The organism is Pseudomonas syringae group sp. J248-6 (assembly GCF_032586995.1).
Classification (GTDB): domain Bacteria; phylum Pseudomonadota; class Gammaproteobacteria; order Pseudomonadales; family Pseudomonadaceae; genus Aquipseudomonas; species Aquipseudomonas amygdali.
This window is the reverse complement of the sequence record NZ_JAWHOP010000001.1, coordinates 177,148-189,624: the sequence shown is the minus strand read 5'-3', so window position 1 is coordinate 189,624 and position 12,477 is coordinate 177,148. Positions and strand designations below refer to the sequence as shown.

The 12,477-nt window shown below is 57.5% G+C and carries 12 protein-coding genes; 9 read left to right on the top strand and 3 right to left on the bottom strand.

What is annotated here, in order from left to right; genetic code table 11:
- Positions 1–169 precede the first annotated feature (169 nt).
- Together RYC17_RS00375 and RYC17_RS00370 are read right to left on the bottom strand one after the other, a co-directional pair.
- Positions 170–535 (bottom strand): YciI family protein, encoded by a 366-nt coding sequence (locus RYC17_RS00375; RefSeq protein ID WP_230016220.1) that lies wholly within the window; start codon positions 533–535, stop codon positions 170–172.
- A gap of 70 nt (positions 536–605) precedes the next feature.
- The gene (locus RYC17_RS00370) at positions 606–1,409 is read right to left on the bottom strand and encodes an SDR family NAD(P)-dependent oxidoreductase (RefSeq protein WP_316902111.1); all 804 of its coding nucleotides are present in this window, start codon (positions 1,407–1,409) and stop codon (positions 606–608) included.
- Between the two features lie 425 nt (positions 1,410–1,834).
- Here RYC17_RS00370 and RYC17_RS00365 point away from each other — a divergent pair, with 425 nt between their 5' ends.
- Positions 1,835–2,272 carry a winged helix-turn-helix transcriptional regulator gene (locus RYC17_RS00365; protein WP_058402940.1) on the top strand — a complete coding sequence of 146 codons (438 nt, stop codon included), beginning with the start codon at positions 1,835–1,837 and terminating at the stop codon, positions 2,270–2,272.
- 203 nt (positions 2,273–2,475) lie between these two features.
- The gene (locus tag RYC17_RS00360; protein ID WP_316902109.1) at positions 2,476–2,973 is read left to right on the top strand and encodes a hypothetical protein; all 498 of its coding nucleotides are present in this window, start codon (positions 2,476–2,478) and stop codon (positions 2,971–2,973) included.
- Positions 2,974–3,000: 27 nt separating this feature from the next.
- Here the strand turns inward: RYC17_RS00360 and RYC17_RS00355 are convergent, their stop codons facing one another.
- Entirely contained in the window at positions 3,001–4,185 is a 1,185-nt protein-coding gene (locus tag RYC17_RS00355) for a dienelactone hydrolase family protein (protein ID WP_316902108.1), read from the bottom strand.
- Between the two features lie 316 nt (positions 4,186–4,501).
- Between RYC17_RS00355 and RYC17_RS00350 the strand changes: the two genes are divergently transcribed.
- The 7 genes from RYC17_RS00350 to RYC17_RS00320 are packed head-to-tail and all read left to right on the top strand — an operon-like array spanning position 4,502 to position 12,352.
- Positions 4,502–5,239, top strand: a complete 738-nt coding sequence (locus RYC17_RS00350; RefSeq protein ID WP_054072536.1) for a FadR/GntR family transcriptional regulator — start codon at positions 4,502–4,504, stop codon at positions 5,237–5,239.
- Positions 5,236–6,252: an ABC transporter ATP-binding protein gene (locus RYC17_RS00345; protein ID WP_058402943.1), complete on the top strand. Its 1,017-nt coding sequence runs from the start codon at positions 5,236–5,238 to the stop codon at positions 6,250–6,252. Before RYC17_RS00350 ends, RYC17_RS00345 begins: the two co-directional genes overlap by 4 nt.
- Positions 6,249–7,382, top strand: a complete 1,134-nt coding sequence (locus RYC17_RS00340) for an ABC transporter ATP-binding protein (RefSeq protein WP_057441297.1) — start codon at positions 6,249–6,251, stop codon at positions 7,380–7,382. Before RYC17_RS00345 ends, RYC17_RS00340 begins: the two co-directional genes overlap by 4 nt.
- On the top strand, positions 7,379–8,881 hold the full coding sequence (locus RYC17_RS00335; RefSeq protein ID WP_316902105.1) for an ABC transporter substrate-binding protein: 1,503 nt from the start codon (positions 7,379–7,381) through the stop codon (positions 8,879–8,881). The genes RYC17_RS00340 and RYC17_RS00335 overlap by 4 nt, the downstream gene beginning before the upstream one ends.
- Positions 8,882–8,909: 28 nt before the next feature.
- Positions 8,910–9,854, top strand: coding sequence for an ABC transporter permease (locus tag RYC17_RS00330; protein WP_316902103.1), 945 nt, complete (start codon positions 8,910–8,912; stop codon positions 9,852–9,854).
- The gene (locus tag RYC17_RS00325; protein ID WP_058409142.1) at positions 9,854–10,726 is read left to right on the top strand and encodes an ABC transporter permease; all 873 of its coding nucleotides are present in this window, start codon (positions 9,854–9,856) and stop codon (positions 10,724–10,726) included. The genes RYC17_RS00330 and RYC17_RS00325 overlap by 1 nt, the downstream gene beginning before the upstream one ends.
- A 30-nt stretch (positions 10,727–10,756) precedes the next feature.
- The gene (locus RYC17_RS00320) at positions 10,757–12,352 is read left to right on the top strand and encodes a gamma-glutamyltransferase family protein (protein ID WP_316902101.1); all 1,596 of its coding nucleotides are present in this window, start codon (positions 10,757–10,759) and stop codon (positions 12,350–12,352) included.
- Positions 12,353–12,477: the final 125 nt, after the last annotated feature.

The following is a 12,477-nucleotide window of genomic DNA, read 5'->3' as shown; positions in this document are numbered from 1 at the left end:
CAACTCGTACCTGGTTCCATAGCTATCTGCCAGTCCCTTTTTAGACGCCTTCTTAAATGTTGTATAAGGAAATCTTGGGTCAAGCTCCAGCATTCCTTTAGATACGAAGAACGTTCAGACTGGCTGAAGCCCTATGCGAGAAACCCCTGCACCTGCTCGGTGACGCAGTTCAGTCTGACGTTTTTTCTTGGTCACGGTATTTCAAATGTGGCATTGCATAATGTTCATAATGGCCGACACCATTTTTCACAATCGGGTCCTCAGAGGTAAAGGAAGCAATTTCAACGTCTTCTCCGATTTGAAAAAGAGACATTCCGTATCCTATCGGGGGTTCAAGTACAGGCCCGTGGGCGACGATCACTCCTTTTTCGAGAAGAGCGTTCAAATAGTCACCGTGCAACTGCATCAAGCTTTTTTCTTCGGGAGACAAGGTGCTCAGAAAATCAGCGCGCGGCGGTACGAACTTGCAAAAGTAGTATTTCATTTTAAAACCCATACTGGAGACGTGACTGATCACCTGGCCGTTGCCAAACATTAACCACCATCAGCACGTACGTGAATTTATTTTCTGGCTAAAGACTTGTTTTGCTTTTAAACGTCAGAGTTTAAGCTGTTTTCACGCTCTTAAGAATTGAGCCTTCAAACATGCTGGGCAGGTAACTCTGTAAGAACAAAATCATTCCAGTCATTTTGCCGACAGGATTGCTGAATTTAGGATTCTTTGCTTCGATCAAGCTATTGATTTTTTTGATAACAGCATCGGGCTTTTCTGCTGCATCAATACCTTTTTGGGTTGCTGCTTCAACCTGCCTTCTGTAGTTGTTGTAATCGGCAATTCGGGTTCCTTCTGCCGATACAGCATGTGCGCCCAGATTCGTTTTGAACCAGACCGGCTCAACCATGCTGACCTTGATGTTAAATTGATCCAGCTCGAATCGCAGAGACTTGAAATAGCCTTGGACAGCGTGCTTTGAAGCTGTGTAGTAAGAAAGGTTGGGAGGACCGATCAGGCCTACAATAGAACTGACCGTGATGATCTTCCCTCCTTTCTGTGCTCGAAAATAAGGAAGCAAAGCGTTGGTTACCTTCACGGTGCCCCAGAAATTTGTCTCCAACTGTTGGCGGCCCAGTTCAATAGAGGTCTCTTCCGCTATGCCCGTGACCATATAGCCAGCATTATTCACGAGAACGTCGAGCCGCTTGATATGCTTGAACAGGTCTGTGACAAATGACGCAATTGAAACATCATCATCAATGTTCAGTTGCAAGAGTTTGAAAGGTACTTTGCTTGCGTACTTTTGGGGCTCTCGGCTGGTGCCGATCACCTCATAGCCCTGTTTGTGCAGGCTATTGGCAAGAATCAATCCAAAGCCAGACGATGCGCCGGTAACCAAAACTGTTTTTTTCATCTTAGTATTCTCGTGGGCGTGTTTTAACAGACCGCAAGATCACGGTCGGTGGTTTTTGGGATTGCGTCATACTTTGATGTCGACCCCCTGCCCCAGTTTTTTTAGCGATTTGAGCGTCACTGATCGCGTCTGTTTTCTGAGGTGAGGCTGATGGATGAACGATAGTATCGATTCAGTACCTAGTCAATACCGAAATGATACTGACAGTGAAAAATCTTTTCCCACCTACCTGTCAGCTCAAACCTCTGTTCGTTGGGGGCGCGGTGTTGCGATCCTGACGCGCTTCAGCCTGGGGATCGGGAGCCATTGGATTTCTGCCCTCCCCACGCCTTGAATGGGTGACTTTTCACGAGTCAAAACCCTGTTGGACTAGTGGCTGTACACCTGATAGTATCGTTTCAGTATTTAGTTAATACGGAAATGATATGAACACTAAAGACCCAACTCAAGGCACATGCCCTATTGCTCGGAGCTTGGCCGTTCTGGGCGACACTTGGTCGATGTTGATTTTGCGAGATGCTAATTCAGGATTGACGCGCTTTGATCAGTTCAAGAAGAGCCTCGGTATCGCCCCGACCATGCTGACTAAACGTCTCGAAACCCTCACAGAGGAAAAGCTACTCGAAAAGCGTCGTTATTCAGAGCGCCCACCGCGTGATGAGTACGTGCTGACCGAGGCTGGGCGCGACTATTGGCCGGTGCTTTTTGCGATAGCAGCCTGGGGACGAAAGCACCGCGGAGAAGGCAAGCTGGTCTGGTTCAAAGACGCCGAGACCGGAACTGACGTAAAGCCTGTAGTGATCGATGCCGAGACCGGCGCAGAGATCGGCACCCGCGCCATTCAAATCGATTTACCGGAATAGTGCCGTTGTGCCGCAGCCGATTGGGCAGCACAGCCGTCAATGTCGAGCCGTCGCGAACGTCGTTGGCGTTTGCGCTTGAATCATAATCGGCGCACTCCCGGAACCTAAAGATTTGCTAGGATCGGCCGATGATTCAGTAATGATACGTTTTGCTACATTTCCGTACCAATGGCGTACTGCGGACATCTCATGAGGCATATACGTTGAACATCACCACTCAGTTCTCGAATTTTAGCTACACGCCAACGGTTGTCCCTGCGCCCAGGCCTGACAGTGCCAACGTTACAGATGAATCGCTTGAGTCGTCTTCTGCAGCTACAACTGCAATTCCTGCCGAAGGGGTAAAGGTCTCATTGTCTGGGGCAAGTATTCAGAAATCAGCCGACGACAAGAAGCCACAGGCAAAGTCGAATGCCGATATTGAATCAAGCGGCTTACCAGACCAGACGCAAAAAACCCTCAAGATGATCCGCGAGCTGAAGCGACAAATTGAGGAGAAACAGCAGGAGTTACAGGCGCTCATGGCGGATCAGAATATGGACCCCGAGATCAAAAAATCCAAAATCGGCGCATTGGTCACGGAGATATCAACCCTCAACGCTGGCCTCGCGACTGCCAACAACGCCCTGGTAAAACAGGCACGCGAGAATAAGATATCACCCGACGAGTTGCAGCAGGCCCAACAACTCGCGGCGAAGTGATGTCGCGAAGTCCTCATAAAAAATAACTTACTTTCTCTGCGCGTTAACCAGCGTGTTACCTACTGCATAGACCGTACAAGGCAACCCCTTTTTTGCGAGTGTCATCTTCTCGCAGCGAGTTAGCGCTTTTTTGCCTGCTTGATCCTGACTGCGATGCCCCCCGCTCCAGGCCCAGACACCTGCTCCATTGGTCGCGAAAGCTTTTTCATACACCTGGCTGTTCAGATATTTTTGAAAAGACGCTTTCCCTGATGTGGCCAAGCCCTCGGGCGGTTCCAGATCCGGGACAGGTGCAGAAATGATCTCATCACTCGGCAGCCTGTTCTTATCCAGAAAATCAGCCACCCTGCCCCACCATATTTCTTCAGGCGCCCATTCAAAGAACGTGTGACCATCCTCACCAAATGCCGGAGCCTGGAAAAACTCTCCACGTCCTCCATGATCGATGTAGCTTGCAAAAAACTCTTCGCCGAGTGGCAGTGGAAATACTTTATCGTTGGTGGCGTACATCCATAAGGTAGGCAGTCGCGAGAGGCTCCCGTAAGTTTTAATAGCCGTTAGAAGTTGCTCCTTGCCGCAAACATTGCCGTCTCCCTTGGCCCCGCGCCCACCGTCGAAATTTATTATCGCCCGTATGCCCGGTGGGTTGGACGCGCCCGCCGCCAGCACCGAGAATCCTCCGGACGATACGCCAATCAATACGGCCTCATCCGGTAACGACCATGACGCCCGCTGAATGGCTTGCAACGCTGCAATGAGATCATCAGCTGCAATTCTGCCGGCCCTGGCATGATGGGGACTGAGGCATGTTCCATCACGCTTTTCGCTGAAACCTGACGATTGTCCATATCCCTGACGCATTACCACTACCGCTGCATAACCATGACGGGCAAATACGGTAGCCGCGGACGAAAAAAGATTGGGGCTTTTGGTGCGGTCGCTCGAATCACCGTTAGTGCCATGAGTGATTAGAGCAACTGGCCAGCGCCCGGGCTTCTCCGGTCGCGTGACAAAAGCATCGAGAAGCGCACTTGAACCATCGGGCAAGCGGACGCTGAGCAGCAAAGGCTCCCTGATCAAGCCATCAATGTGCGCATTGGCTATTAATGATAACGCTCCCCCTTGTTGCACTTCATTCACCAGGAGGAAAGTTCCGACGCCAGCCGCCAATACCAGTAACAGCAAAGCGATCGATGCATTTTTTAACGCCATGCCAGAGTCTCCCCGCAGAATGCGCGCCTCACTGGCGCACTATGCCCGCATTGATGCAAAAAAAAACGCCCCCTTCGCAAAATTGGTTCACAGACCTGCGAACCAATCCTCTTCCATGCCTGCAACCGATCAGCCGAACCTTTGAACATTGGCGCGCCAGGCTTGATCGCCTGCAATTGGGAGGCGTCCTGCAACTGGAAGTTGGTCGAACCAATTTTCATTGGCATCGCTCTTGCACCGGTCCCTTTGCCCTGAATGTCTGCTTATAAGCAGCTCAGGGCATCTTTTTCTGGTCTGGTCTGGTGTGAGTACCACGATGCAAAGGTTCGATCCTGACGTCTCTATCGACAACTCTTCGAAACTGGCACTGGATGCCTTGCGGCAGATCGTTGCTCAGCATGCAGCCTTCCCCCAGCGGGCATTGCCTACCGAGCGGGATCTGGCGGCCGATTTCGGGGTTAGCCGACGCGCAGTTCGTCGCGCCCTGTCGGTGCTGGAAGCAGAAGGCCAGGTCTGGCGCCGGCAAGGTAAAGGAACCTTTGTCGGACCTACACCACCCAGCGCCGCCATGAGCTTCGCGCGGCTCTCCGGCCGGACCAATTTTACTGAGGTCATGGAAGCGCGCCTGCACCTGGAGCCAGCACTTGCTTCACTGGCAGCGGTACGGGCCAATGGTGAACAGATGGCGATTCTGCGCCGCCTTGCCGAGCGCACCACTCGCCAGCAGGTCGCCGAGCAGACTGATGCTGAAGGTATTGAACTGTGGGACAGCGCCCTGCACCGCGCCATTGCCGAAGCCGCGGGTAATCGGCTGATGCTGGACATCTTCGAAATGCTCGATGCGATCCGTCTGGACCCCGCTTGGCGCGACTTGCGTCACCGGGCGCGCAATGCCGACCGCCTCGACACTTACAGCCACGATCACGACGACATTGTCAGCGCCATTGAAAGCCGCGATCCGATCAAAGCCGCCACCGCCATGCGCGGCCATTTACGTGCGCTGCAACAGGCCCTGAACACCGTCATCAACCAAGACCTGGAGGCCAGCCTATGAGCGCCACTGCCCACCTCACAGAAAACGGCGACGGCACGGTGCTCAGCATCAGCGACCTGACCGTCCGCTTTGCCGGTGCGCCCGCCAATGTAGTCGACGGCGTGTCGTTTTCCGTCAAGCGCGGCAAGACCCTGGCCATCGTCGGCGAGTCCGGCTGCGGCAAGAGCGTGACCTCAATGGGCCTGATGGGCCTGTTGCCGACGACAGCCAGGGTAGACGCCAGCGACTCGCTGCTGATCGATGAAGCCTTGCTGGGCATGTCCGAAGAGCGCCTGCTCGACGTGCGCGGCAACCGCATGGCGATGATCTTCCAGGAGCCGATGACTTCCCTCAATCCGGTTTTCACCATCGGCGAGCAGATCGCCGAAAGCGTGATGCGTCATCAGGGCCTTTCAGACAAGGCTGCCCGCCAGCGGGCTCTGGACATGCTGGAAAAGGTCCGCGTGCCGGACGCTCGCCAGCGGCTGGACGCTTACCCGCATGAACTCTCGGGTGGCATGCGGCAACGGGCCATGATTGCCATGGCGCTGGCCAATGACCCGGCGCTGATCATCGCGGATGAACCGACGACTGCGCTGGACGTGACCATTCAGGCGCAGATCCTCTCGCTGATCGCCAACCTGCAGACCGAGACCGGCACAGCGATGATTCTGATCACCCACGATCTGGGTGTAGTGGCCGAGGTCGCTGATGACGTCATGGTCATGTATGCCGGACGTGTCGTGGAAAGCGGCCCGGTGAAAACCCTGTTCGACGATCCGCAGCACCCATATACCGTCGGCCTGATGGGCTCGATGCCATCGATTGGTCCTCGTGAGGGACGCCTGGCAACGATTAACGGCCGAGTGCCTACGCCAGCAGAAATGCCGGGCGGTTGCCGCTTCGCCGGGCGCTGCCCGTTCGTGATCCAGCAATGCCGAGACGAACGCCCGCCGCTGCTTGAGTTGTCTCCCGGACACTTCGCCGCGTGCATCCGTGCGCCTTTGGAACAGCATGTGGGAGTCAGTGCGTGAACCTTTCCAGACCAGATATCGCCGGGCGCGTCAGCCCCGACAGCAACGCGCAGAAACCCATTCTGGAAGGCATCGGCCTGAGCAAGCACTTTGCCGTGGAAAGCGGCCTTTTGCAGCCGAAGAAGCCACCGGTACAGGCCGTCAATCAGGTCAACCTGTCAGTCCGCAAGGGCGAGACACTGGCGTTGGTAGGCGAGTCCGGCTCGGGTAAATCCACTCTTGGCCGCTTGCTGCTCAACCTGCTGCAACCGACTGCGGGTGACGTGATTTACGAGGGCCGCAACCTGGCCAACCTGACACCGGAAAAGCTGCGTCAGGTACGCCGTGACTTACAGATCATCTTTCAGGACCCGTTCGCCTCGCTGAACCCACGCATGACCGTGGAATCCATCGTTGGCGAACCGATCTGGCTGCACAGCCAGGCCAGCCGCAGCGACCGTCAGGCTAAAGTCGCCGAGTTGTTGCGCACGGTAGGTCTTGCTCCGGAACACGGTGGCCGGCATCCCCATGAATTCTCCGGTGGTCAGCGCCAACGCATCGGCATTGCCCGCGCACTGGCTTCCGAGCCGCGCTTGATCCTCGGTGACGAGCCGGTCTCGGCGCTGGACGTTTCAGTTCAGGCTCAAGTGGTCAACCTGCTCGAAGACCTCAAGCACCAGTTCGGCCTGACCCTGGTGATTGTCGCCCACGGACTGGCCGTGATCCGCCATATGAGCGACCGCGTGGCGGTGATGTACCTGGGTGAAATCGTCGAACTGGCGCCGGTCGACGCGCTGTTCGAAAACCCTTTGCACCCTTATACCCAGGCGCTGATGGCCGCTGTGCCGGTCAGCCACCCTGACCTGCGCCAGCCGCGTCCGCTGCTCGGCGGCGATATGCCCAGCCCCAGCCGCCCGCCTTCGGGTTGCCGTTTTCATAGCCGATGCCCGCATGCCCGTGCGCTGTGCAAGGAAGCTGTGCCGGTCATGGAGACAGTCGAGGCCGAACGCCAGGTCGCCTGCCACTTCTGGCGTGAAATTGCCAACGCAGGCAGCGCCACGCTGATCCTTCCGACACCCAGCGCTGCCTACACCCAGCGCCTGAATCTGTTCAAGCACCATCAATCCCTTGCAGTGGAGAGCCAGCCATGAAAATCGCACGCGTCGTGACAGGAACATTGTTATTGCTGGCCGCCAACGCTGCCTTTGCCGAATCGACGTTGCGCATCGGCATTCAGGACGATCCCGATGTGCTTGATCCGCATCGTTCGCGCACCTACTCCGGCCGCCTGGTCTACACCGCGCTGTGCGACAAACTGGTGGACGTCAACCCGGACCTGACCTACTCGCCGCAACTGGCCACCGCCTGGAACTGGAGCGAAGACGGTAAAACCCTGACCATGACGTTGCGCGATGGCGTGACGTACCACGATGGTGAACCTTTTGATGCGGCCTCGGTGAAGTTCAACCTCGACCGCGCCCGCACTCTCCCAGACTCCCTGCGCAAAAGCGAGCTGGCCTCGGTGGACAGCGTCGAGGTGATAGACGCAAAAACCGTCGCCATCAAGCTCAAGCAGGCCGATGCCACGCTGGTTTCACAGCTGTCGGACCGCGCCGGAATGATGCTCGCGCCGAAAGCTGCGCGAGGCGAGTTCGCCTCCAACCCGGTCTGCTCCGGCCCTTACAAATTCGTGCAGCGCGTGCAGCAGGATCGAATCGTGCTGGAGCGTTTTGACAAGTACTGGAATAAACAGGCGTATCACTTCGACAAAGTGGTGTTCCTGCCGATTCCGGATACCTCGGTGCGCCTGGCCAACCTGCGCTCCGGCGACCTGGACATTATCGAACGCGTTGCGCCTACCGATGTAAAGACCGTCAAGGGTGACAGCAAGCTGGCGATCTACAACACACCCGGCCTGGGCTACATGCAACTGATGTTCAACATCGGCAACGGTGAAAAAGCCAACTCGCCGATGGGTAAGGACAAGCGCGTACGCAAAGCCTTTGAGCTGTCTATCGACCGCGATGCTATTAACCAGGTGGTGTTTGAGGGGCTGTACGCCCCTAGCGCTCAGCCGTTCCCTAAAAACAGCCCGTATTACGACAAGGACCTGCCGATCCCGGCCCGCGATGTCGAGAAAAGCAAGGCGCTGCTGGCGCAGGCCGGTGTGAAACTGCCGTTGGCGGTGGACCTGAAAGTGGCCAACAACCCTATCGCGCAACAGGTCGGGCAGATCATTCAGGCCATGGCTGAAGAAGCGGGCTTCAAGGTCAATCTGATTGCCACTGAATACGCCACGATGCTCAGCGAACAGGCGAGCGGCAACTTCCAGATCGGCATGAGCGCCTGGTCGGGCCGCCCTGATCCGGACGGCGATATCCATCAGTTCGTGACCTGCAAGGGTGGCCAGAACGACGGCAAATACTGCAACGCCAAGCTCGACGAGCTGTTGAACAAGGCGCGCACCGTGAACGACGTTGCACAACGCCAGGCGCTGTACAACGAAGCGCTGCGCTTGCTGGCCGATGAAGTACCGACCGCCTACCTGTATTTCGACCCGCGGATCATTGCCATGCGTAACAACGTGACCGGTTTCGTCCCTAACCCGGACGGCCTTATTCGTCTGGCCAATGTCGCGTTCAAGCCATGACTGACGGGCGCACCTGCGAGGTTCCGGTATGCTGATGTTCATCCTGCGACGCCTGCTCAGCTCAATACCGACGCTGATTCTGGTTTCGCTATTCGTCTTCACCCTGCAGAAGCTGCTGCCGGGTGACCCGGTGCTGGCCATGGCCGGGGAAGAACGCGATCCAGCGGTCATGGAATACCTGCGCGACAAATACCGGCTCGATGACCCGATCCCGTTGCAGTACCTCAACTGGGTCGGCAACGTGCTGACCGGCGACCTGGGAACATCGCTGCGCACCGAGCAACCGGTGACCACGCTGCTGGCGTCGAAACTGCCGGTGACTATCGAACTGGCCGTGCTGGCCCTGCTGATTGCGCTGTTGATTGGCATCCCCACCGGGATCATTTCGGCGGTGCGCAAAGGCACCGCCGTGGATTACGGGGCCAACGTGGTGGCGCTGTCGGGGATTTCCATTCCGCACTTCTGGCTGGGCATTCTGCTGATCATGATCTTTGCGGTGAAACTGCAGTGGCTGCCCGCCTCCGGCTTCGTGCCTATGGGCGAGGATTTCGGGCAAAACCTGAAGACCTTGATTCTGCCAGCCTTCGTACTGGGTGCCGGGCTTTCGGGGATTCTCATGCGTCACACCCGCAGCGCCATGCTGGAAGTATTGCGCACTGACTACGTCCGCACAGCTCGTGCCAAAGGACTGTTCCCGCGCACGGTGATTCTCAAGCATGCGTTGCGCAACGCGCTGATGCCCATCGTCACCCTCACGACACTGCTGTTTGGTGAATTGCTTGGCGGCGCGGTGCTGACCGAGCAAGTGTTCAGCATTCCAGGTTTCGGCAAGATGATCGTCGACGCTGTGTTCAACCGCGACTACGCCGTGGTGCAAGGCGTGGTGTTGTGTGTCGCGATTGGCTTTCTGCTGTTGAACCTGCTGGCCGACGTGCTCTACCGCTTGATCAACCCACGCCTGAGGACTGCCTGATGACCGCTATTGCCAGCCTGCCGCACAGCGCGATCCTGCCGCGCAGTCGCTCGCCTTTTCTGAAGAAGTTCCTCGCCAACAAAGGCGCAGTGATTGGCGCGGCGGTGTTGCTGCTGTTTGTCCTCGCGGCCATTCTGGCCCCCTGGATTGCGCCCCATGATCCGCTCAAGGCCAATTTTCTCGCGGTACGCAAGGCTCCCTCGTTGATCTACTGGATGGGCACCGACGAACTGGGCCGCGATCTGTTTTCACGCTTGCTGTATGGCGCACGCAGTTCGCTGCTGGCCGGTGGTGTTTCAGTAGCCATCGCCATGCTCATCGGCGTGCCGCTGGGCCTGCTGGCCGGGTACTTCGGTGGCAAGCTGGACATGATCATCTCGCAGGTCATGGAAGCGCTGTTGTCCTGTCCGTTTCTGGTGCTGGCCATCGCTTTGGGCGCCTTTCTCGGCCCCAGCCTGACCAACGCGATGATCGCCATCGGCCTGTCCGCGATGCCGATCTTTGCCCGGCTGACCCGTGGCCAGGTGCTGTCGATCAAGCATGAGGATTACCTGGAAGGTGCCCGCGCCATCGGTCTGCCGGATCGCTGGATTATCCTGCGTTACGTGCTGCCCAACGTGATGTCGCCGCTGGTGGTACAGGCCACATTGACCATCGCCTCGGCGATTCTGGCCGAAGCCAGCCTGTCGTTTCTCGGCCTGGGCCAGCAACCGCCGTCGCCGTCCTGGGGCTCGATGCTCAATACTGCGAAAAATTTCATGGAGCAGGCTCCGTGGATGTCGATTGCGCCAGGTGTGGCGATCTACATCACGGTCCTGTGTTTCAACCTGCTGGGTGACGGCCTGCGCGATGCGCTGGACCCCAAGGGCTAAACCTTTCGTCTTCTGCCAAGAGAAACGCTTATGTTCGATGATCTGGATTACAGCCAACCTTACGCTTCTGCGCGCTCGCCGGTGATGGGCAACAACATGGTCGCCTGCTCTCAGCCATTGGCCGCTCAGGCCGGGCTGGACATGCTGCGCCGTGGCGGTAATGCGGTCGACGCCGCTATCGCAGCAGCCATGGTGCTGACCGTGGTAGAGCCCACTGGTTGCGGGATTGGCAGCGACGCCTTCGCCATCGTCTGGGACGGCAGCACGCTGCAAGGCTTGAACGCTTCCGGCCGCGCGCCACAAGCCTGGACGCCTGAGTATTTCGAAGGCCATAGTCAGATGCCACAACGCGGCTGGCCTGCGGTCAGCGTACCGGGGGCGGTTTCGGCCTGGGTGGCGCTGTCCGAGCGTTACGGCAAGCTGCCCTTCGCTACCCTGGCTGAACCGGCGATTGGCTATGCCCGCGATGGTTATCAGGTAACGCCGATTATCGCCGAGCTGTGGAAACGCGGCTCGCACCTGCTCAAGGATCAACCGGGCTTTGCCGAATGCTTCATGCCGGATGGCAAAGCCCCCTTGGCCGGAGAAAAAATCCAGCTCAAGGACCACGCTCGCACGCTGGAACTGATCGCCCGGACCAAAGGCGAAGCGTTCTATCGCGGCGAACTGGCACAGGCGATCATCGCCCATGCCAACGCCAATGGCAGCGTGATGAGCCTCGACGATCTGGCCACGCACACCGTGGACTGGATCGATACTTTGTCGGTGCCATACGCGGGCGCCGTGGTGCATGAACTCCCGCCGAATGGTCAGGGCATTGCCACCCTTGCCGGCCTGACCATGCTTGAAGCGCTGGGCGTCGGCGAGCACCCGGTGGACAGTCTTGAAACGGTTCACCCGGTGCTGGAAGCAATGAAACTGGCCTTGGCGGACCTCGACGAACATGTCGCCGACAGCGAGCACATGCGCGTCCCTTCAGCGGATTTACTGAGTAAGGCCTACCTGATGGAGCGCGCGGGACTGGTCACTGATCAGGCCGCCAATCCCGGGCACGGCTCGCCAAAACCGGGCGGTACGGTGTACCTGTCAGCGGCGGATGAAAGCGGCATGATGATCTCGTTCATCCAGTCCAACTACATGGGTTTCGGCTCGGGTGTCGTTGTACCCGGCACCGGCATCAGCATGCAGAACCGTGGCGCAGGCTTTTCCCTGGACCCGCAGCACGTTAATTACGTTGCACCGCGCAAGCGTCCGTTTCACACCATCATCCCTGGCTTTGTCATGAACGCCGACGGCACACCGCTGATGTCATTCGGGCTGATGGGCGGCCCGATGCAGGCGCAGGGCCACTTGCAGATGATGATGCGCATCCTGCGCTACAAGCAAAACCCGCAAGCTGCTGCCGATGCGCCGCGCTGGAGGATCGAAACCGGCCTGAAAGTCGCGGTGGAGCGTGCGTTTGACCCTGACGTGGTGAAAGCACTGCGCGCCAAAGGTCACGACATTGATGTCGAAGAGCCAAGCGGCGTATTTGCCTTCGGCGGTGCGCAGATTATCCAGCGAACGGCGCATGGCTATGTGGGCGGGACCGATCCCAGGAAGGATGGAATGGTCGCGGCTTATTGACCAAACGCAACGGTTCGGCCAGCGCAGCAGGGCATTGACTGTTCAATCAGCTTCGCTGGCCTCACCTTGCCACTCAAAAGATCGGACCTTTCCAGCGCGCAGGCGTCCAAGCTTGAGATTGCCAC

Bases quoted from the DNA above. Each gene is read 5' to 3' on its own strand.
- RYC17_RS00320 (WP_316902101.1), top strand. From the start codon at position 10,757: ATGTTCGATGATCTGGATTACAGCCAACCTTACGCTTCTGCGCGCTCG.
- RYC17_RS00330 (WP_316902103.1), top strand. From the start codon at position 8,910: ATGCTGATGTTCATCCTGCGACGCCTGCTCAGCTCAATACCGACGCTG.
- RYC17_RS00325 (WP_058409142.1), top strand. From the start codon at position 9,854: ATGACCGCTATTGCCAGCCTGCCGCACAGCGCGATCCTGCCGCGCAGT.
- RYC17_RS00350 (WP_054072536.1), top strand. From the start codon at position 4,502: ATGCAAAGGTTCGATCCTGACGTCTCTATCGACAACTCTTCGAAACTG.
- RYC17_RS00375 (WP_230016220.1), bottom strand. From the start codon at position 535: ATGTTTGGCAACGGCCAGGTGATCAGTCACGTCTCCAGTATGGGTTTT.
- RYC17_RS00365 (WP_058402940.1), top strand. From the start codon at position 1,835: ATGAACACTAAAGACCCAACTCAAGGCACATGCCCTATTGCTCGGAGC.
- RYC17_RS00335 (WP_316902105.1), top strand. From the start codon at position 7,379: ATGAAAATCGCACGCGTCGTGACAGGAACATTGTTATTGCTGGCCGCC.
- RYC17_RS00345 (WP_058402943.1), top strand. From the start codon at position 5,236: ATGAGCGCCACTGCCCACCTCACAGAAAACGGCGACGGCACGGTGCTC.
- RYC17_RS00355 (WP_316902108.1), bottom strand. From the start codon at position 4,185: ATGGCGTTAAAAAATGCATCGATCGCTTTGCTGTTACTGGTATTGGCG.
- RYC17_RS00370 (WP_316902111.1), bottom strand. From the start codon at position 1,409: ATGAAAAAAACAGTTTTGGTTACCGGCGCATCGTCTGGCTTTGGATTG.